21 protein-coding genes are annotated in these 17,596 nt (G+C 65.8%); 9 read left to right on the plus strand and 12 right to left on the minus strand.

The window, feature by feature from the left end:
* The first annotated feature begins 62 nt into the window (after positions 1–62).
* The 5 genes from LZC95_11240 (at position 63) to LZC95_11260 (ending at position 6,430) form a co-directional block, all read left to right on the plus strand.
* Complete coding sequence (locus tag LZC95_11240) at positions 63–2,261, plus strand: prolyl oligopeptidase family serine peptidase (GenBank protein ID WXA97407.1); 2,199 nt, start codon at positions 63–65, stop codon at positions 2,259–2,261.
* Between the two features lie 81 nt (positions 2,262–2,342).
* Complete coding sequence (locus LZC95_11245; GenBank protein ID WXA97408.1) at positions 2,343–2,687, plus strand: hypothetical protein; 345 nt, start codon at positions 2,343–2,345, stop codon at positions 2,685–2,687.
* Positions 2,662–3,165 carry a hypothetical protein gene (locus tag LZC95_11250; GenBank protein WXA97409.1) on the plus strand — a complete coding sequence of 168 codons (504 nt, stop codon included), beginning with the start codon at positions 2,662–2,664 and terminating at the stop codon, positions 3,163–3,165. The genes LZC95_11245 and LZC95_11250 overlap by 26 nt, the downstream gene beginning before the upstream one ends.
* A 30-nt stretch (positions 3,166–3,195) precedes the next feature.
* Positions 3,196–5,064 carry a MutS family DNA mismatch repair protein gene (locus LZC95_11255; protein WXA97410.1) on the plus strand — a complete coding sequence of 623 codons (1,869 nt, stop codon included), beginning with the start codon at positions 3,196–3,198 and terminating at the stop codon, positions 5,062–5,064.
* 58 nt (positions 5,065–5,122) lie between these two features.
* Positions 5,123–6,430 carry a PQQ-dependent sugar dehydrogenase gene (locus LZC95_11260; protein ID WXA97411.1) on the plus strand — a complete coding sequence of 436 codons (1,308 nt, stop codon included), beginning with the start codon at positions 5,123–5,125 and terminating at the stop codon, positions 6,428–6,430.
* A 56-nt stretch (positions 6,431–6,486) separates the two neighbouring features.
* Here LZC95_11260 and LZC95_11265 read toward each other — a convergent pair whose 3' ends face one another.
* Entirely contained in the window at positions 6,487–7,755 is a 1,269-nt protein-coding gene (locus LZC95_11265) for a beta-lactamase family protein (protein ID WXA97412.1), read from the minus strand.
* A 60-nt stretch (positions 7,756–7,815) separates the two neighbouring features.
* Between LZC95_11265 and LZC95_11270 the strand changes: the two genes are divergently transcribed.
* A complete protein-coding gene (locus tag LZC95_11270) occupies positions 7,816–8,481 on the plus strand; it encodes a TetR/AcrR family transcriptional regulator (GenBank protein ID WXA97413.1) in 666 nt (221 codons plus the stop codon).
* Here LZC95_11270 and LZC95_11275 read toward each other — a convergent pair.
* The 4 genes from LZC95_11275 to moaA are packed head-to-tail and all read right to left on the minus strand — an operon-like array spanning position 8,419 to position 11,405.
* The gene (locus tag LZC95_11275; protein ID WXA97414.1) at positions 8,419–8,754 is read right to left on the minus strand and encodes an AzlD domain-containing protein; all 336 of its coding nucleotides are present in this window, start codon (positions 8,752–8,754) and stop codon (positions 8,419–8,421) included. The genes LZC95_11270 and LZC95_11275 overlap by 63 nt on opposite strands.
* Positions 8,751–9,491 (minus strand): AzlC family ABC transporter permease, encoded by a 741-nt coding sequence (locus LZC95_11280; protein ID WXA97415.1) that lies wholly within the window; start codon positions 9,489–9,491, stop codon positions 8,751–8,753. Before LZC95_11280 ends, LZC95_11275 begins: the two co-directional genes overlap by 4 nt.
* 57 nt (positions 9,492–9,548) lie before the next feature.
* On the minus strand, positions 9,549–10,382 hold the full coding sequence (locus LZC95_11285) for an AraC family transcriptional regulator (GenBank protein ID WXA97416.1): 834 nt from the start codon (positions 10,380–10,382) through the stop codon (positions 9,549–9,551).
* A gap of 12 nt (positions 10,383–10,394) precedes the next feature.
* Positions 10,395–11,405 (minus strand): GTP 3',8-cyclase MoaA, encoded by a 1,011-nt coding sequence (gene moaA, locus LZC95_11290; protein ID WXA97417.1) that lies wholly within the window; start codon positions 11,403–11,405, stop codon positions 10,395–10,397.
* Between the two features lie 42 nt (positions 11,406–11,447).
* Between moaA and LZC95_11295 the strand changes: the two genes are divergently transcribed.
* The gene (locus LZC95_11295) at positions 11,448–11,969 is read left to right on the plus strand and encodes a molybdenum cofactor biosynthesis protein MoaB (protein ID WXA97418.1); all 522 of its coding nucleotides are present in this window, start codon (positions 11,448–11,450) and stop codon (positions 11,967–11,969) included.
* Positions 11,970–11,971: 2 nt separating this feature from the next.
* Positions 11,972–12,220, plus strand: a complete 249-nt coding sequence (gene moaD, locus LZC95_11300) for a molybdopterin converting factor subunit 1 (GenBank protein ID WXA97419.1) — start codon at positions 11,972–11,974, stop codon at positions 12,218–12,220.
* On the opposite strand, the gene LZC95_11305 is transcribed toward moaD, so the two are convergent.
* The 7 genes from LZC95_11305 to LZC95_11335 all read right to left on the minus strand — a co-directional run bounded on the left by LZC95_11305 (position 12,217) and on the right by LZC95_11335 (position 16,679).
* Positions 12,217–12,657, minus strand: a complete 441-nt coding sequence (locus tag LZC95_11305) for a molybdenum cofactor biosynthesis protein MoaE (GenBank protein ID WXA97420.1) — start codon at positions 12,655–12,657, stop codon at positions 12,217–12,219. The two genes, moaD and LZC95_11305, sit on opposite strands and share 4 nt — an antisense overlap.
* A gap of 7 nt (positions 12,658–12,664) precedes the next feature.
* Positions 12,665–13,156, minus strand: coding sequence for a cyclic pyranopterin monophosphate synthase MoaC (gene moaC, locus LZC95_11310; GenBank protein ID WXA97421.1), 492 nt, complete (start codon positions 13,154–13,156; stop codon positions 12,665–12,667).
* On the minus strand, positions 13,153–14,310 hold the full coding sequence (locus tag LZC95_11315; protein WXA97422.1) for a molybdopterin molybdotransferase MoeA: 1,158 nt from the start codon (positions 14,308–14,310) through the stop codon (positions 13,153–13,155). Before LZC95_11315 ends, moaC begins: the two co-directional genes overlap by 4 nt.
* Positions 14,311–14,374: 64 nt before the next feature.
* Positions 14,375–15,274, minus strand: coding sequence for an EF-P lysine aminoacylase GenX (gene genX / locus LZC95_11320; GenBank protein ID WXA97423.1), 900 nt, complete (start codon positions 15,272–15,274; stop codon positions 14,375–14,377).
* Positions 15,271–15,957: a TetR/AcrR family transcriptional regulator gene (locus LZC95_11325; protein ID WXA97424.1), complete on the minus strand. Its 687-nt coding sequence runs from the start codon at positions 15,955–15,957 to the stop codon at positions 15,271–15,273. Before LZC95_11325 ends, genX begins: the two co-directional genes overlap by 4 nt.
* 59 nt (positions 15,958–16,016) lie before the next feature.
* Positions 16,017–16,277 (minus strand): flagellar biosynthetic protein FliQ, encoded by a 261-nt coding sequence (locus LZC95_11330; protein ID WXA97425.1) that lies wholly within the window; start codon positions 16,275–16,277, stop codon positions 16,017–16,019.
* A 27-nt stretch (positions 16,278–16,304) separates the two neighbouring features.
* Positions 16,305–16,679 (minus strand): hypothetical protein, encoded by a 375-nt coding sequence (locus tag LZC95_11335; GenBank protein ID WXA97426.1) that lies wholly within the window; start codon positions 16,677–16,679, stop codon positions 16,305–16,307.
* Positions 16,680–16,780: 101 nt separating this feature from the next.
* Between LZC95_11335 and LZC95_11340 the strand changes: the two genes are divergently transcribed.
* Complete coding sequence (locus LZC95_11340; GenBank protein WXA97427.1) at positions 16,781–17,578, plus strand: SDR family oxidoreductase; 798 nt, start codon at positions 16,781–16,783, stop codon at positions 17,576–17,578.
* Positions 17,579–17,596: the final 18 nt, after the last annotated feature.

Raw genomic sequence — 17,596 nt, forward strand, 5'->3', positions numbered from 1 at the left:
CTTCCTTGAGATGCGAACAAAGGTCTACTCCGCATCGAAGAGCTGAGCGAGGATGCCACGCCATGCGTTTCATCCGTCCTACATCGATGCTCCTTCTCGGCATGTACGGTACAGGTGCCCTCGTTTTGGGCGCCTGCGGAGGAGAGCCTGCGCCCGCGCATCCCGAAGCCATCGCACCGAAGACGGATGCATCCACCGAAAGGAACACTCGCTTGCCGAAACCCGGATCCGTGACCGAGACCTTGCACGGCGTGACCGTCGAAGATCCTTTCCGCGCGCTCGAGAATGGCGACTCGCCCGAGGTGAAGGCGTGGACCGATCAACAGAACGCGAAGACGCGCCAATACCTCGACGCGTTCCCCTCGCGGGATGCGCTCAAGCGCGAGATTGCCGAACTGATTCACGTCGGCAGCGTGGACGCTCCGTACGTGGCCGCGGCTATCCCCGGAGAACGTCGCTATTTCCACATGAAGCGCGAGGGCGAGCAAAACCAGCCGACGCTGTACGTGCGCGACAAGGTCGGCGGTCCCGATCGGGTGCTGATCGACGCCTCCGCGCTCTCCGCCGACGGCACCAATGCCATCGACTGGTGGTACCCCACGCGTGACGGCAAGTTCGTCGCCTGGGGCATGAGCGAGAACGGCAGCGAGGAGAGCACGCTCATCATCCGCGACGTGAAGACCGGCAAAGATCTGCCGGATCGCATCCCGTACACGCGCTACTCCTCGGTGGCCTGGGTGCCGGGAAACAAGGCGTTCTACTACACTCGCCATCCCGAGCCGGGGTCGGTGCCGCCGGGTGACGAGAAATACTATTCCAAGGTGTTCAAGCACGTCGTGGGCACGGATCCCAAGACCGACGTGCTCATTTTCGGTGCAGGCCGCGACAAGACGGATACGCCGTCCCTGAGCATCTCGCCCAACGGCCGCTGGTTGGTGGTGACGGTGCACCAGGGGTGGGCCAAGAGCGAGGTGTACCTGCAGGATCTCGAGGCCAAGGGCAAGAACGCCGGCAAGTGGGTCGAGGTCGCGGTGAAAACCGAGGCACTCTTCGACGCCATCGTGCGCGACGACCGGATGTACATCCACACGAACGATGGTGCGCCGCGCTACCGGCTCTTCGCCGTCGACTACAAAACGCCGGATCGCACGCACTGGAAGGAGCTCATCGTCGAAGCGCCCGATGTACTCGACGGGGTGGCCGTCATCGGCAAACACATCGTGGCCACGTACCTGCACAATGCATCGACGCGGCTCGAACGCTTCGACATCAGTGGGAAATCCAAAGGGGCCATTCCGCTTCCGGGCATCGGCACCGCGCAGGTGAGCGGCCCGTACGATGGCGACGAAGCGTTCTTCAATTTCTACTCGTACGCCACCCCGACGCAGGTCTCGCGCGTCGATCTGAAGACGAACAAGATCGAACTCTGGGACCGCGTGGGCGAGAAGTTCGCCAGCGAGAAGATCAACGTGACGTTGATGCACGCGACCTCCAAGGACGGCACCAAGGTGCCCATGTTCGTGGTCGCGGGCGAGAACGTCCCGAAGAACGGCGAGACGCCGACGGTGCTCTGGGGCTACGGCGGCTTCAACATCAACATGACGCCGGCGTTCAGTGCACGCGCACTGCTCACCGTGCGGCATGGCGGCGTCTGGGTCTTCACGGTGCTACGCGGCGGCGGGGAGTTCGGCGAGGACTGGCACAAGGCGGGGATGCTCGCGAACAAGCAGAACGTGTTCGACGACTTCATCGCGTGCGCCGAGGAGTTGGTGGCGCAAAAGATCACCAATCCGGCGCACCTGGGCATTGCCGGGGGCTCCAACGGCGGCCTGCTCACCGCGACGGTGGCCACGCAGCGACCGGAGCTTTACCGCGCGGGCCTGTCGCTGGTGCCGCTCACCGACATGGTGCGCTACACGCACTACCGCATCGCCCAGGCGTGGATCCCGGAGTACGGCGATCCGGCCAACGCCGACCAGTTCAAGGTGCTGTACGGGTACTCGCCGTACCACCACGTCAAAGACGGGACGCGGTACCCGGCGATGCTGTTCACCACCGCCGAGAGCGACGCGCGGGTCGACCCGATGCACGCCCGCAAGATGGCGGCGCGGATGCAGGAGGCTCAGGCGGCTTCGGATCGGCCGATTTTGGTGCGGGTCGAGAGCAAGGCCGGCCACGGAGCCGGCAAGCCCACGACGAAAGTCGTCGAAGAATTGACCGACGAGATGGGTTTCCTGTTTCATGAGCTGGGAGTGAAGTAAACCCAGGGAAAAACCGCTGAATCGACAAAAAGAGAACGGTATACTGGACACCTGTTCAGGGTCCCGAGTAGGGTACCTCGCATGGACATTCCCTTTGCGATCCCCGTACTGCGCGTTCTCTTCGACTTCGCCCGTGATCGCTCCCCGGCGGACGTGGGCCAGCTGCTGCTCTGCGTGGCCGAACACCTACGCGTCCGCGGTCGGGCCGGCGAGGGCTGGCCCGCCGCCTTTCGACCCACGCTCCGTGCCCTCGAGCGCGCGGAGCTGGTGGAAATCTCCCCCGATGGCCGGATCCGCCTCACGGCATCCGGCTTCGCCATGGCCGTCGCGTGCTTCAGCGCCTCGCTGAAGCCTGTTCGTGAGCGGCCTTCTCAGCCTTCACGTTCGGCTCCATCTCGTCATGTACGCCCCCGCCTCGTCGCGTAGCCATTCCCCCCCTCTCCTAGAGCAACTCGACGGGCGCTCGCTTGCCTTCCTTGCCTTATCCCTATTCCTTCTTGCCGGCCTGCTCGTTCACGGTGTCCTTCGAGCGGCCGGCGCGTGGTTCCGCCGCCTTCGTGCCCGCACGCGCGCTTCCCGCGCGATGGCGGGCGAGGCGGACGCCGCCGAGTGGCTGTCCGAGCTCGGTTACGAAATACTGGGCACACAAATCGCCGCAAAATACGTGGTCTGGATTGACCGCGAGCCATTCACCGTCGGCCTTCGCGCCGACTATCTGGTCCAAAAAAAGGGCGCGCGCTTCGTGGCCGAGGTGAAAACCGGCAAGCTCGCCCCGCGGATCGACACGGCGGCCACCCGCCGCCAGCTCCTCGAATACCGCGTCGCCTTCGATGTCGACGGCGTTCTGCTCGTCGATGCCGAAGCGCGTCGCGTCCAGGCTGTCACGTTTTCCATGCTCGAGTAGAAAGGTCCGATGGGGTAGCCTCGCGTGCGAATGCAGGCCAGGGAGCAGACCGCGCAGGCGGCGCAGCAACCACGGGACGTCTACGAGGCGGGGAAAGCGGCACGCACGCGTGAGATCGCGGCGCTGGAGACGCGTTCGCGATCCATGGGCTTGTTCACGACCATTGCGGCCGTGGCCGCGGTCGTGTTCATCGGCTGCATCGTCTGGGTGCCTCTGCCCAGCACCTTCTGGGGCGTCGAGTTCTTGCTGGTGCTGAGCTTCGTCGCGCTCTGGGTGGGGCACGGCCGGCTTCAAACGAAGAAAGACCTGGTCGAGGCGGCCCTGCGCTTTCACGAGCGCGGTTTGGCGCGCCTCGAAGGCAAATGGAACGAGCACGGCGCGAGTGGCGAGGAGTTTTCCACGCCGAATCACCCGTACGCGGGAGACCTGGACATTTTTGGTCCCAATTCGCTGTATCGGTTTTTGAATCTCACCGAGACGCGTTTCGGCTCCGCGCACCTCGCCGCGTGGTTGAAGGGCGCGGCCAACGACTTTCCCAATGGGGTGCGTGAGCGCCAGGAAGCCGCACGCGATCTCGCGGGCCGCCACGCCTTCCGCGAAGGGCTTTCGGCCACCGGCGCGATCCTCGGCGAGGAGAAGCCCGATCCGGAGCCGTTTCTGACTTGGGCGGCGGGCGCGACGCCGCTCGAGGCGAGTCCCGTGTTGGTGCTGGCGGCAAAGGTGTTGCCGATTCTGACGGTGGCGTCGCTGGTGTTTGCGAAATATCTCCCGTCGGGCATTTGGATCGGGCTGTTGATCCTTCAATTGATCCTCGTGTCGCCGAAGCGCGGGGTGGTCGCGCGCATCGTCGGGTCGGTCAATTCCATGGAGGGTGGCTTTTCGCGCTTTGCGGAAATGCTTGCCGCGGTGGAGGGGCAATCCTTCGAGGCGTCGTCGCTCGTGCAGTGCAAAGCGCGTTTGGCATCGACGGGCACCAGCGCCACACACGAGATGGGTCGGCTCGGGCGCATTCTGTCGTTCGTGGGCGCGCGCGAAAACGCGATTTTCCGTTTGGTGATCGGGCCGCTGTTGTTGTGGGACTTCAACTGCGCAGTGGCTCTGGAGCGATGGCGTTTGCGCGCGGGCACGAATGCGCGCACCTGGTTGTCGACCTTGGGCGAGGTCGAAGCGTTGTGCAGTTTCGCGGCGCTCGCACATGATCACCCGGAGTTCGCCTGGCCAACGCTGTCGAACGTGCCGCACCTGGATGCCAAGGCCCTGGGGCACCCGCTCATCGTGTCCACGAAGCGCGTCGACAACGACGTGCTCTTGGAGCACCCCGGCAGCGTGCTGCTGGTCACGGGCTCGAACATGTCGGGCAAATCGACTTTGCTGCGCGCCATCGGAATCAACGCCGTATTGGCCTTGGCCGGCGCCCCGGTCTGCGCGCAATCGCTGGTGATTGGCGATTTGCGCGTCGCCACGAGCATGCGCGTGCGCGACTCGTTGGCCGAAGGCGTATCTCATTTCTACGCCGAGCTGCAGCGCCTCAAAATGGTGGTCGACATGTCCCGCGGCGACCGCACCGTGCTCTTTTTGCTGGACGAGATTCTCCACGGGACGAATACCCGCGAGCGTCTCATTGGCGCCCGATCCATCGTGCGCAAATTGGTTTTGTACAAAGCCATGGGCGCCGTCTCGACCCACGATTTGGGCATCGCCGATCTGGAAAACGAATTACCCCACGCGGTGAAGAACGTGCACTTCCAGGAACAAGTCACCGGCGACAAAATGACCTTCGATTACAAACTCCGCGAAGGCGTCGTCCAAAGTTCGAATGCCCTCATCTTGATGAAACTCGTCGGCCTCGACATCGCCGACGCGCCGCAGCCTGCACAGTCGATCGAATCGGCTCGCTGAGACGTCGTTCCGCCGCGGTAATGGGCGGATCGTCTCATGCTGAGCTAAGCTGGTTCGTATGAAGTTGCGAACCATCTTGCTTCTCTTGCCAGGGACTCTTTTCAGTGGTTTCGCAGGCTGTAGCTCGTCGGACTCGCCGGGTGGCGGTGCCGTCGATGGTGGTGGCGACGCTCCGGGACCGGCGCCGGTGAATTGCACGGGGAGCGCGCGTTACGATGCGTGGGTCTCCGACCCGAGGTTGTGTGTGTCCATCTTTGCCACGGGGCTGGGCGAGGCGCGGCAGATGGCCTTTGCGCCCAATGGCGACTTGTTCGTCAACAATGGTCGCATCGTTGCTCTGTGGGATGCGGACGGGAATGGGACGAGCGAGACGAACGAGCAGAGCACCTTTGCCTCGGCACCGGGTTTGAATCATGGCCTTGCGTTCTCGCGGGATGGGCGCTTCGTGTACGCTTCGAGCGACACGACGGTGTACCGATGGGCGTACAGCCCCGGCCTGAGGCAGGCGAACGGTGCGGCCGAGGTCGTGGTCCGGGGAATTCCCGGCGGCGGATCGCATAACTCTCGCACCTTGGTGTTCGACTCCCGCGGGAGGCTTTACGTCAACGTGGGCTCTGCAGAGAACGTCGATATTGCCAATACGGCGACGCGCGCCCAAGTGCGAAGGTTCACCATCCCCGATACCATTCCATCGGGTGGTATCGATTACGCATCGGGCGAGGTGGCCGCGCATGGAATGCGCAACGAGGTTGGCCTGTATGTCGACGCACAAGATCGACTCTGGGGAGCGGAAAACGGGCGCGACAACCTGACCGATCCCGATTTCGGTGGCGACATTCACACGGACAATCCCGGCGAAGAGATCAATGTCGTCGACGGCAACGGTTCGTCGTTCTTTGGATATCCGTTTTGCTACAGTGAATATGCCCTTTCGACCGGCAAGGGGCCGGGAACGGAGTGGGCCGATCCTTCGCTGCCCGACGCGGCGCGAAAGACCGATGCATGGTGTGCCGATCGAACCAACGTGCACCCGCCCGCATTCGTGATGCCGGCCCACTGGGCTCCGCTCGGGATTGTGCAGTATACAGGCAACTCGTTGCCCTTCGCGGGGGACTTCATCATCGGCGTCCATGGCTCATGGAATCGATCCCCGGCGGTAGGACGATTGTTGGCGCGGGCCCACGTGGAGAATGGCTCCATCATCTCCGTCGATCCCATCGTCGGCCAAAAAGACAGCGCCGGCCGGCTAACCCAAGGAGCATGGGACGCACGCCCGGTGGATGTGCGGCAAGGGCCTGATGCGGCCATCTACTTCTCGGATGACGGCGGCGGCCGCGTCTTCAAAGTGGGTTATGCGCGGCCGTAGGGTGTGAAGTACGACTCCGCTCTTTCGCGCAGGGAGAGCGTACGAGCTTTAGCGGTTCACTTCGTACCGTAAACGGCATTTCGTACGGCGTCGGGGAATGCGCCGATCATGCCGGCGAAGGCGGTGTTCGTCAGGACGACGACGCTGAGCTTTTCCGTCGGGTCGACGAAGAAGCTGTGGCCCCAGGCGCCGCCCCACTGCAAGGTGCCCGGGTGCGAGGGCATGGTCGGGTCGGGCGTCTTCAGGACGGCGAGGCCGAAGGAGAAGCCCCATTTGCCGCCGGGTTGCATGGCCTCCAGATTGCCAACTTGGTTCGTGGTGAATGCGGTGGCGCTCGCGGGGCTTAGCACTTTGCCGGCGCCGGTGCGCACGGCCTCGAGGAATTTGATGTACCCGTCCGCGGTGCCGACCATGCCGGCGCCGCCCGAGGCGTAGGAGCGCGCGTCGAAGACACGGGACGGTGAAAACGACACGGCCCCGTCGAAGAGCGGGACCAATTGCGGATCGCTCATGCGCGTTGCGCGCGGCTTGCCATCGGCGTACGGCACGGCCAGGCGCGCAGGATCGGCGGGCGGCGAGAACGACGCGTCCATGCCCAGCGGCCCGGTGACGAAGCGGGCCACCAGATCGGGGAGGGGGGCGCCGCCGGCCTTCGCGATCACAGCGCCGAGTACGTCGGTGCTCAGCGAGTAATTCCATTTCGTGCCGGGCTCGAAGAGCAGCGGGGTGCGGCCGAGCCGCGTCAGATTTTCTTCCAGCGAAAGACCCGGTTGATCCAGCCCGTCGGAAACGCGCTCGCGGTGGTACGGGCCCTCGCCGTTCGGCTCGAAAAAGCCGTAGTTCAAGCCGGACGTGTGCGTCAGAAGCTGCCGCACCGTGATGACCGGCACGCGGCCGTCGGCGAGGTGCGGGCGGAAGTTCGGCAGGTACTTCGTCACCGGATCATCGAGATGGAGCGCGCCGCGATCGACCAGGGCGAGCGCCGTCGCCGACACGATGGGCTTGGTCATCGAGGCCAGGCGGAATGGCGTGTCTTCGCGCATCCGCACATGGCCCTCGCGATCGGCGAAGCCTGCGGCCCGTCGATAGACGATGGCCCCGTCCTTCGCGACGATGGCCACGGTCCCCACGATGCGTCCTTCGGCAACGGCCGCGTCCAGCACGGCATCGACCCGGCGCGCGAGGGCATCGCTCTCGGCACTCGGCACGGCGACCTTCGAGGACGACGTGGAGGTCGTCTGCACGCGAGGCTTCGGTTCCGCACATCCGAAAAGTGCCGTGGAAAGAGAAAGCGCGATGAGGCCGGCGGCGAAGGTCAATTTCATAGTGATCACTACGGTAAGGAAGCCCTGGCAACCGGTCAAGGTGAATATATAGTGAACACTATGAAATCCCGCGGACGACCCCTTTCGTTCGATCGACGGGCCGCTCTCGAGGCGGCGCTGGACCTGTTCTGGCGGCGGGGCTACGACGCCACCTCGGTCGCGGAGCTCACGGCGGCCATGAAGGTCACGCCCCCGAGCCTCTACGCCGCCTTCGGCAGCAAGAAAGACCTCTTCCTCGAGGCGGTTTCCCTCTACGAGCAGGAGCACGGCCTGATGACGCTGCGCGCGCTGCAAGACGAGGGGTGCACTGCGAAGGAAGCCTTCGAGCGATGTCTCTTCCTCTTGGCGGAGTCGTCGACCGATCCGGCGCACCCGACGGGCTGTTTCATCGTGCTCGCCGCCACGAACTGCAGTGCCGACTCGCAGGACATCGAAAAGGCGCTGCGCGACAGACGGTGTACGAGCGAAAAGATGCTCCGCGATCGCATCGTGCGCGGCATCGAGCAGGGCGAGCTGCCCGCCACCACCGATGCCGCGGAGTTGGCGAAGTTCTACGGCGCCGTCATCCAGGGCATCGCCGTGCAAGCGCGCGATGGCGCGACCCGCGAACAGCTCGAAGGCATCGCACGGCGCGCGCTCGACGCGTGGCCTTCGCCCCCCGAATCAGCCTCCAAGAAGAAAGCGAACGGCGTGAAGCGCGAGCATGCCCGAAGCCAGCGTGAATAGCACGCTGCGTGTGAGCAGTGCACAGACCAGGGCCACCAACGCCGCGAGCAAACGCGGATCGAGCGGATTCGTGAGCATTGTGCCATCGCGCACCACGATGGCCGGCGCCACGAGTGCGGCGAAGGCCGCGGGCGGCACGAAGCGCAACAGGCGTCGCGCCCGCGGATTGCCGAGCACGCCGGCTTCGAGGTTCGAGCCGAACTCGATGCACGAAAGCCGATAGGCGAACGTAGCCGCGCCCACGGCGAACAAAGTCAACCAGGTCCCATTCATGCGCGCGTGCCCTCCGGATTCGCCGACGGCTTCGCGCCGCCCATGAAGACTTCCCACGTGGCCCCCGCGGCGATGCCGATCAGCATCGCGCAGAAGAGCCCCAACTTCAGCGGCATGGCCACCAGCACCACCGATGCGATGGCGCCGAACAGCGCGGCCACGCGGCTCGGGCCGTCGCCCAGCGAGGGCACCAAGAGGGCGAGGAAGGTGAGGGGAATCGCGAAATCCAGCCCCCACGCGGGTGAAAGCTGGGCGCCGAACGTCACGCCGAGCAAGGTCGACGCGTTCCAAAAGAGCCAAAGCGTGAGCCCCGCCCCGAGAAAGTGCCAATGACGCGCATCGGGTTGCGGCGGCGCCTGCGCCGTCTCGACGTATCGGCCGATGGCCACGGCGTAGGCTTCATCGGTGAGCAGGTACGCGAGCGCCATGCGCCACCTTCGCGGAAGCCGGCCCACGTGCGGCCCGAGCGAGGCGCTGTAGAGCACGTGGCGCACGTTCAAGATGATCGCCGTCAGCAGGATCACCAAGGGCGAGCCGCCCGCCGCGAGCATCTGCGCGATGACCAGCTGCGCCGAGCCGGCGAACACGATGACCGACGAAAGCTGCGCGGCGAGGGGTGACATGCCCGACTGCACGGCGAGCACGCCGTAGATCATGCCAAAGGGGACCACGCCCAGTTGCATGGGCAGCTCGCGGCGCACGCCGAGCAGAAACTCGTTCCATCGAGGACTCGCCATCGCGCTCCATCGTGGGGACGCGCGGGCTGCGGGTCTTGAACGTTCCTGCTGCCCGGCCTAACGCGCGGCGAATCGGGCGGGGGTCACCCCCATCGTTCGCTTGAAATGTCGCGTCATGTGGGCCTGGTCGGCGAACCCAACCTGCATGGCCACCTCGGCTGGCGCCGAGCGCGTGCGAAGAAGGCGGCACGCTTCGGTGACGCGGCGCTGTACCACGTAGCGATGCGGGCTCATGCCGGTGGCATCGGCGAACTGCCGCGCGAAGTGAAAATCGGACAGCCCGGCTGCCCGCGCGAGCTCGCCCAACGTGAGCGGCTCCGCGTAGCTCGTCTCCGCCAGCTCGATCGCGCGGCGCACGCCCGCCGAGGCCCGCGCCGGGTGACGCGGCAGCTGGAGCACGCCCTCCGCGTAGCGCTCCACCAAGGTGGTGAGCAGCCCCGCGAAGCGCGACTCGCGTTCGAGCTGCGGTTCGCCGCGTTGCGAGGCCACGTGCATCGCACGCATCGCGGAGGCGACCTCGGGATCGTTGATGACGGTCTTTCCGAAGTGCGGCAGTCCCGTTCTCCCCGCGGCCTCCGCGGCGCGTTCGAACAGGTGCGTCGGAATGTAGAACATGCGGTACTGCCAGCCATCGGGCGCGCCCGGCTCGCCGGTGTGCGCTTCGCCCGGTTCGACGATGACCATCTCCCCGGCCTCCGCCACGCGATTGTGTCCGCGGTAGCGGTACGCCTCCACGCCGTGTTCGATCATGCCGATGGCGTATTCATCGTGGCAGTGCGGCGAAAATCGATGCGAGACGAAGCGCGCGAGGAGAAACTCGGTGCCCGCGAGATCTGCATCGCGCCAGAAACGCGCTTGCTCGGCGCCGCAGGTTTCGTCGTGGCCGCTCATCGCGTTATCCCCTCATCCGCCGATGGCCCGGATGGATACCGACGCGGCGCTTTCTTCGGTGCACCCGCGGAAGGTCTCGCCGTCGGGCTTCATCTTCCACGCCTCGTGCACCAGCGTATCGATGCGGATTTCATCGCCGGCGCGCGCGGCGTCTTCCGCGGAAAGGCCGTCGTTCGTGGCGAGGCACGGGCGCAGCGTTCCGTCGCTGGAGACGCGGAGGCGATCGCAGCCCTTGCAATAGGTGTCGCTGGTGCCGCTGATGAAACCGACCTTGAGCCGGGCGTCGTGGCGGGCGCGCACGTACCGCGCGGGGCCTCGATCCTGCTCGCGCACGGGCGTCTCGTCGACGAGCCACTCGGCGAGGCGTGCGCGCATCTCGGCGGCGGGGACGACGCGGTCGCGCATGGTGGCGCCCTCGCCGATGAGCATCACCTCGAGGAAGCGCGGCACGATGCCGCGATCCCACGCGTAGCGGAGAAGCTCGGGCAGCTCTTCGTCGTTCTCACCGCGAAGCACGACGGCGTTGAGCTTCACCTCGTCGAAGCCGGCCGCGCATGCTGCGTCGATGCCTGCGAGCACCGTGTCGAGATCTCCTCCGCGCGTCAGCCGCGCAAAGCGCTCGGCATCCAACGTGTCGAGCGACACGGTGATGCGCCGAAGGCCGGCGTCCCGAAGCGGGCGCGCAAGCTTGGCCAGGCGCGTGGCATTCGTGGTGAGCGCGAGATCTTCCAGCGGGAGGGCGGCCAGGCGCTCGATGACTTGCACCACGTCGCGATGAAGCAGCGGCTCGCCGCCGGTGAGGCGCACCCGCCGCACCCCGGCGCGAACGAGCCCAGCGGCCATGGTAGCCCACGCATCGAGATCGAGCCGGCGCTCGAGGTACCCATCGTGCCGGTTCGGGCGGCAGTAGAGGCACGCGAGATCGCACCGATCCGTTAGGGAAAGCCGTACGGCTCGAGGCTGGGCGCGCTCGTCTCGAGTGGCGCTTGCTGGTGCAAGGGGGAGATGAAACAACGTGCTCATACGCGTATCGTGCGCACTTAGTTGTGGGAAGGGTCTTCGGTCATGGCAAGCGACACACGCAAGTTAAGCATCGCAACGGTGACGGTGAGCGATACGCGGACGAAGGACACGGACGAGTCTGGCACAATCCTGGCGGAACGTCTTCTTGCGGCGGGTTTTTCCGTGGTGGAGCACCACATCGTTCCTGACGATCCCGACCAGGTGAGCGCGCTCGTCCGCCGCTTGGCAGCTTCCGACATCGAGGCCGTCGTCCTCACAGGCGGGACAGGCATCGCCCCGCGGGACAACACGTACGAGGTGCTCGACGGGATGTTCGACAAGCGCCTCGACGGCTTCGGCGAAGCTTTTCGCCGCCTCTCGTGGGACACCATCGGGCCCCGCGCCATTCTGTCCCGCGCCACGGCCGGCATCATCGGCAAGGTCGTCGTTTTTTCGCTGCCCGGCAGCCCCAACGCCGTGCGTCTCGCCGTCGATTCCATCATCGCGAAGACGCTGGAGCACGCGGTCGCGTTGGTCTCGGGCAAAAAGGTGAAGCATCATCACCATCATCGGGAAGGTCAGTAAGGATGCAGGTACGCGTTCTCTATTTTGCAGCGGTGCGCGAGCTCGTGGGCCGCGATGAAGAGGCCCTGGAGCTTCCCAGCGACGTCACCACGATAGGTGCATTTTACACGCACATTGCCTCCGTTCATCCCGAGCTCGCCGGCCGCATGGGCCACGTTCGCATCGCGAGGAACGAAGCCTTCGCCACGCAGGAGGAGACAATCACGCCGGGGGATGTGCTCGCGCTGATTCCGCCCGTCTCGGGAGGTTAGTGTTCGTGATCGTGGCCGCAGCGGGCGTCGACCCAGCCGACCCACCACGCGCCCTCGGGGCCGTACTCGCGTTTCCAGATGGGAACGCGCTCTTTGATGCGGTCGATGAGCAGACGGCAGGCCTTGAAGGCTTCGCCGCGGTGGGGGGCGCTGGCGGCGCAGACGACGGCGATGTCGCCGACCGCCAAGGCGCCCACGCGATGCAGTGCCGCGAGGCGCACGCCGGGGATCTCGCGTTCGATTTCCTCGGCGATGCGCACGAGTTCGGCGCGCGCCATGGGCACGTAGGCCTGGTACTCCAGCTTGACGACAGCGCGGCCTTCGTTCTGCTCGCGCACCACCCCGAGGAACGTCGTGACGCCGCCGGCGCCCGCGTGCGAAACGTCGCGCACGGCCTCGTCCGATGAAATGGGCTCTTCTCGAATGTCGAGCAGCATGGGACTCCTATGGTTTCCGCTTTCGCGCCTGTCGCGTGTAATCGCCGCTCTTGCCGCCGGTCTTCTCGAGCAAGGCCACCTCGTACGAGATGGCGCGGTCCACCGCCTTGAGCATGTCGTAAAGCGTGAGCGCCGCCACACTGGCGCCGACCATCGCTTCCATTTCGACGCCGGTGCGGTCGCGCGCCTCCGTCCTGCACTCGATGTCGACCCCGTCCGCGCGGAATGTCGCCTCGATGGTCACGCGCGTGAGCGCGATCCCGTGGCATAGCGGAATCAGCTCCGGCGTGCGCTTCGCCGCCATGATTCCTGCGATGCGTGCGGCGGCGAGCACGTCGCCTTTGGGCGCCTTGCCCTCGCGAAGCAGGCGCACCGTCGCGCGCTGCATGGTTACGCGCGCGCGGGCACACGCCTGGCGCACGGTGATGTCTTTCGCGCCGACGTCGACCATGTGGGCTTCGCCCTGTTCATTCAGGTGCGTGAGACGCGTTGCCTTCATGCCCCGAGTTCCTCGAGCAGATACACTTCGACGTCCTCTCCCTCGGCGAGCTCGGTGCGCTCCGCCGGTATGACCATCAATGCGTTGGCGCGTGCCAGCATCGCCACCGCGCCGCTTGCCTGGTTCTCCAGGCTCGTGACGATCCACGATGCCCCTTCGCGCACCAGCGACGCCCGCGCGAACTCGAGCCGACCCGGTTCGCGCGTCATCGCGCGGCCGCTTCGGGCCCGCCACGCGCGCGGAAGCGGATCGCCGTCGCCTTGCATCGCGCGAAGCAGCGGCACACCGAAGAAGGCAAACGTCACCATCGCCGACACCGGATTTCCCGGCAGCCCCAGGACCACCGTATTCCCGCGCTTGCCCAGCGCCAGCGGCTTGCCCGGCTTCATGGCCACCTTGTAAAAATCGAGCTGCACCCCGATCGCCTCCAGTGCCGGCCGCACGCGATCATGATCGCCCACGCTCACGCCGCCCACGGAGATGACCACGTCGGCATCGGCGAGTGCCGCCTCGAAGGCTTGCATCGTTGCGTCCAGATTGTCCGGCACCAGCGGTGCCACCGCGACGGTCGCACCCGCGCGCCGCGCCATGGCTGCGAGGCCCAGGGTGTTCGACTCCGCAATCGAACCGACCGGGCCCGGCGTTCCCGGCGAACGAAGCTCGTCGCCCGTCGCCAAGAGCACCACCCGCGGCCGCCGCATCACCGTGAGCCATGCGCGATCGACGGTCGCGGCCAGGGCCACGTGAGCCGGCCGCAAACGCGTGCCCTTGGCCACCGCCACCGAGCCTGCCCGCAGATCGTCGCCGCGCTTGCGCACGAAGTGCCCCGCGCTCACCTTGCGCGTGAACCGCGCGCGATCGCCATCGCGTTCCACGTGCTCCTGCATGACCACCGCATCGGCCTGCGCCGGGATCGGCGCGCCCGTGAAGATGCGCGCCACCGTGTTCGGCGCCAGGGCATCGAGCGGCTCGCCCGCGCGGCTTTCCCCGCGCACGGGAAATTCCCACGGCCCATCGCCCGCGAAGTCCGCCGCGCGCACGGCATAGCCGTCCATCACGCTGCCATCGAAGGCGGGAACGTCGACCGGGCAGAGCACGTCTTCCGCCAGCACGCGCCCGGCGGCCTCCTCGAGCCCTACGCGTTCGGCACCCATGCGGGGTGCCATCGCCAAAACCCGTTGCTGCGCTTCACCAAAGTTCAGCATTGCGGGCGTAACGCTATAACTCGTCGTCGGCGAAGGCCATCACGTTGCGGATCTCCGTCGTGCCCGACGCGACGGCAATCAGCCGATCCAGCCCCACGGCGTTGCCGCCCGACGGGGGCATGCCGCGTTCGAGCGCCTCGAGGAATCGCTCGTCGATGGGGTACACCGGCAGGCCGCGCGCCCGTCGCTCGCGTTGATCCTGCTCGAAGCGCCCGCGCTGCTCGACGGGATCCGTGAGCTCGCCAAAACCGTTGCAGAGCTCGACGCCGGCCACGTACGCCTCGAACCGCTCGGCCACGCGTGGGTCGCTGGCTTTTTTGCGTGCGAGCGACGCTTGCGACGCCGGGTACTCGGTGAGGAACACGGCGTGGTCGAGCTCCGCGATGCGCGGTTCGACTTGGTCGACCAAGGTGAAGAAGAATCGGTCCTCGTCGGAGCGCGCCATTTCCAGCGTCTCCTCCGGTGTGACCTTGGCGTACGCCTCGAAGGCTTCGCACACCGTCATGCGCGCGAACGGTGCGCGCGTGGAGATGCGTCGATCGCCGAGCACCACTTCACCGCCGGTCACCGCCTCGACGAGGTCCTCGGTGTCCTTCATCACGTCGTCGACCCCGGCGTTGGCCCGATAAAATTCGAGCATGCTGAACTCGGGGTTGTGCCGCGAGCCGAATTCCCCTTCGCGAAACGCGCGCGTGATTTGGTAGATGCGCTCGTAGCCTTCGGCCAAAAGGCGCTTCATCTGGTACTCGGGCGAGGTGCTCAGGTAGCGCGTGCCGACTTGGAAGGCTTGCAGGTGCAGATCCAGGCCGGGGGAGGGAATGAGCAGCGGCGTCTCCACCTCGAGAAAATCGCGCGCGTCGAAGAAGGCCCGCACCTGCCGCAGGAGCTCCGCGCGTCGCCGCAGCTGTTTCACGGCAAGAGTCCGCGCAGAAGCACGTCGGCCAGTTGCTTCGCGGAGCGCACCAGCGCGCCCTGCTCCGCGCGGCCCAAGGCCCAGAGCAGCGCGATGCTGTCGAGCGCACCGTACGTGGCGCGTGCGACCAGGTGCGGGGAGACGTCCTTGCGGAAGTGGCCCGCGTTCTGGCCCTCCACCACGACCTGCGCGATGGCATCCAGGTATGCGCCGAACTTGGGCGCTGCGTACTCTTTGATGAGCTTCGACGATTGCCGGATGATGACCGTGATGACCTCGGCCAGATCGCGCTCACCCTCGAGCAGCCCGAGTTGCAGCTCGATCACGCGCCGCAGCTTCGCCGGGGCGTCGGGGAGGTTCGCCAGCTCCGCGTTCATGTGCACGAGCAACTTGTCGACCCGGTCCTCGAAGAGCGAGACGAGCAGCTCGTCCTTCGAGCGGAAGTACAGGTAAATCGTGCCATCGGCGACACCCGCGGCCTTGGCCACCTCGCTCACGCGCGTTCCGTGAAAGCCGCTCTTCGCGAAGACTTTGACGGCGGCTGCGAGAATGCGCTCGCGCTTGTCGCCGCCGCGCGTCCTTGCGGGCTTCGGATTCGCCGGGGGCCCCGAAGGTGCACTCTCGGCGCGCCTCGAATTCGGCTTGGTCGGCGTGGCAGGGGGGGAGGCGGCGGTCCGTCGCATTCGACTGAGTGACGATTCAGTCACTTGGCGGACGTAGCAAAACGTGTGCTAGAGGTCAATCACCCGCGTGCAACCAGAAAGACCCGCGCGGCGTACGCGGCCACCTCATGGGCCATCCAAGGGCCTAAAATCGCGAGAACTGCGATGACAGCAAGCAGCCTCGGCAGGTGGGCCAACGTCGGGTCCTGAATCTGCGAGGCGGCTTGAAAGGCTGCGACCAGCAGGCCCACGACCGCAGCTGCCGCCACGACGGGGAAGGAAAGCGCGACCGTGAGCATCAGCGCTTCTTGTGCATGTTGGATCAGCGATCCGATGGGCACGCGTCCCCTCCCGTCATGTCTCGATGGTCAACCCGCGCCGTCGGCGTCCGCCCCTGCGTCACTCGGTGCATCGACCGGGGCGTCCTGCCCGCTGTCCTGCGTTTGCGCGTCGGTGCCCGTGTCCGTGTCGCCATCCTGCGTGCCGGTATCGGTTGGCGTGGTGGCGTCGTTGAGGGTGATCTCGCCGCGGCAGGCTGCCGACGAAGACGACGTGCGCGGGTTCGGGCAGCAGCGGTATTGGCCCGCGCTGACGGACACGCATTCGAGGTTCGACTCGCAATCGGCGTTGCCGTTGTCGATGCTGCAGCGTTCTCCCTCGGCCTGGTTGGAACAACCGGGAGCAAAGGCCGCTCCGATGACACCGAAAACGCACAAGGCTACGACAAGAAAGCGGGTTCTCACGGGGCCAGATGTACTCGAACTTTTTCCGGTTGGGTAGCTCTCACTCGCTTCAAAGCACGGTAAAGCACGGTAAGGAACGAAACGCAGACGAGAGGCAAACCATGAAATTGAACGAGCTGAAGGTCATCATCACGGGTGGAGCGCAGGGAATGGGCCGTCACTTCGCGGTGCGTCTCGCGCAGGCGGGGGCTCACGTGGCGATCGCGGACGTGCTCGAAGTCGACCGCGATGCGATCGTCGCCGAAGCAGCCAAACTCGAAGGCGGGGCAACCCAGCCCGATACGCTGGCCGCGCGCATCCACAGCCGCAAAGTCAACGTCGCCGACGAGAAGGAAGTAGGCGAGTTGGTCGAGTGGGCGCATGCGTCCATGGGCGGCCTCAATGCCTTGATCAACAATGCGGGCATCTTGCGCGATGGGCTCCTCGTGAAGAAGGACAGGGAGACGGGCGCGATCAAAACGCTCACCCTCGAGCAGTGGAACGCGGTCATCGGCGTCAACCTCACCGGCGCGACCTTGGTGGTGCGCGACACCGTGAAGAAGATGGCCGAAACGGGGACGAAGCCCGGCGTCATCGTGAACATGTCGAGCATTGCGCGTTACGGCAACCGCGGGCAGTCGAACTACTCGGCGGCCAAGGCAGCGTTGGCGGCGAATACGCGCACGTGGTCGTCGGAGTTCGCCCCGTTCGGCATTCGCGTCGGCGCCATCGCGCCCGGCATGATCGAGACGCCGATGACGCAGGGGATGAATCAGAAGGCGCGCGATGCGTTGGTCGCCGCGATTCCGGTGGCGCGCATCGGCGTACCCGAGGACATCTGGGTCGCCGTGAAGTTCGTTCTCGAGTGTGACTACTTCAACGGCCGCACGATCGACGTAGACGGCGGACTCAACATGTAAATCCTAAGGAAACCGCCA

It is taken from the genome of Sorangiineae bacterium MSr12523 (assembly GCA_037157775.1).
Taxonomy (GTDB): domain Bacteria; phylum Myxococcota_A; class Polyangia; order Polyangiales; family Polyangiaceae; genus Pendulispora; species Pendulispora brunnea.

Bases quoted from the DNA above. Each gene is read 5' to 3' on its own strand.
- moaA (WXA97417.1), bottom strand. From the start codon at position 11,405: ATGAGCACGTTGTTTCATCTCCCCCTTGCACCAGCAAGCGCCACTCGA.
- LZC95_11305 (WXA97420.1), bottom strand. From the start codon at position 12,657: ATGCTGCTCGACATTCGAGAAGAGCCCATTTCATCGGACGAGGCCGTG.
- LZC95_11255 (WXA97410.1), top strand. From the start codon at position 3,196: ATGCAGGCCAGGGAGCAGACCGCGCAGGCGGCGCAGCAACCACGGGAC.
- LZC95_11270 (WXA97413.1), top strand. From the start codon at position 7,816: ATGAAATCCCGCGGACGACCCCTTTCGTTCGATCGACGGGCCGCTCTC.
- moaD (WXA97419.1), top strand. From the start codon at position 11,972: ATGCAGGTACGCGTTCTCTATTTTGCAGCGGTGCGCGAGCTCGTGGGC.
- LZC95_11315 (WXA97422.1), bottom strand. From the start codon at position 14,310: ATGGGTGCCGAACGCGTAGGGCTCGAGGAGGCCGCCGGGCGCGTGCTG.
- LZC95_11245 (WXA97408.1), top strand. From the start codon at position 2,343: ATGGACATTCCCTTTGCGATCCCCGTACTGCGCGTTCTCTTCGACTTC.
- LZC95_11240 (WXA97407.1), top strand. From the start codon at position 63: ATGCGTTTCATCCGTCCTACATCGATGCTCCTTCTCGGCATGTACGGT.
- LZC95_11260 (WXA97411.1), top strand. From the start codon at position 5,123: ATGAAGTTGCGAACCATCTTGCTTCTCTTGCCAGGGACTCTTTTCAGT.
- LZC95_11340 (WXA97427.1), top strand. From the start codon at position 16,781: ATGAAATTGAACGAGCTGAAGGTCATCATCACGGGTGGAGCGCAGGGA.
- moaC (WXA97421.1), bottom strand. From the start codon at position 13,156: ATGAAGGCAACGCGTCTCACGCACCTGAATGAACAGGGCGAAGCCCAC.
- LZC95_11250 (WXA97409.1), top strand. From the start codon at position 2,662: ATGTACGCCCCCGCCTCGTCGCGTAGCCATTCCCCCCCTCTCCTAGAG.
- LZC95_11325 (WXA97424.1), bottom strand. From the start codon at position 15,957: ATGCGACGGACCGCCGCCTCCCCCCCTGCCACGCCGACCAAGCCGAAT.
- LZC95_11295 (WXA97418.1), top strand. From the start codon at position 11,448: ATGGCAAGCGACACACGCAAGTTAAGCATCGCAACGGTGACGGTGAGC.
- LZC95_11285 (WXA97416.1), bottom strand. From the start codon at position 10,382: ATGAGCGGCCACGACGAAACCTGCGGCGCCGAGCAAGCGCGTTTCTGG.
- LZC95_11275 (WXA97414.1), bottom strand. From the start codon at position 8,754: ATGAATGGGACCTGGTTGACTTTGTTCGCCGTGGGCGCGGCTACGTTC.
- LZC95_11280 (WXA97415.1), bottom strand. From the start codon at position 9,491: ATGGCGAGTCCTCGATGGAACGAGTTTCTGCTCGGCGTGCGCCGCGAG.
- LZC95_11265 (WXA97412.1), bottom strand. From the start codon at position 7,755: ATGAAATTGACCTTCGCCGCCGGCCTCATCGCGCTTTCTCTTTCCACG.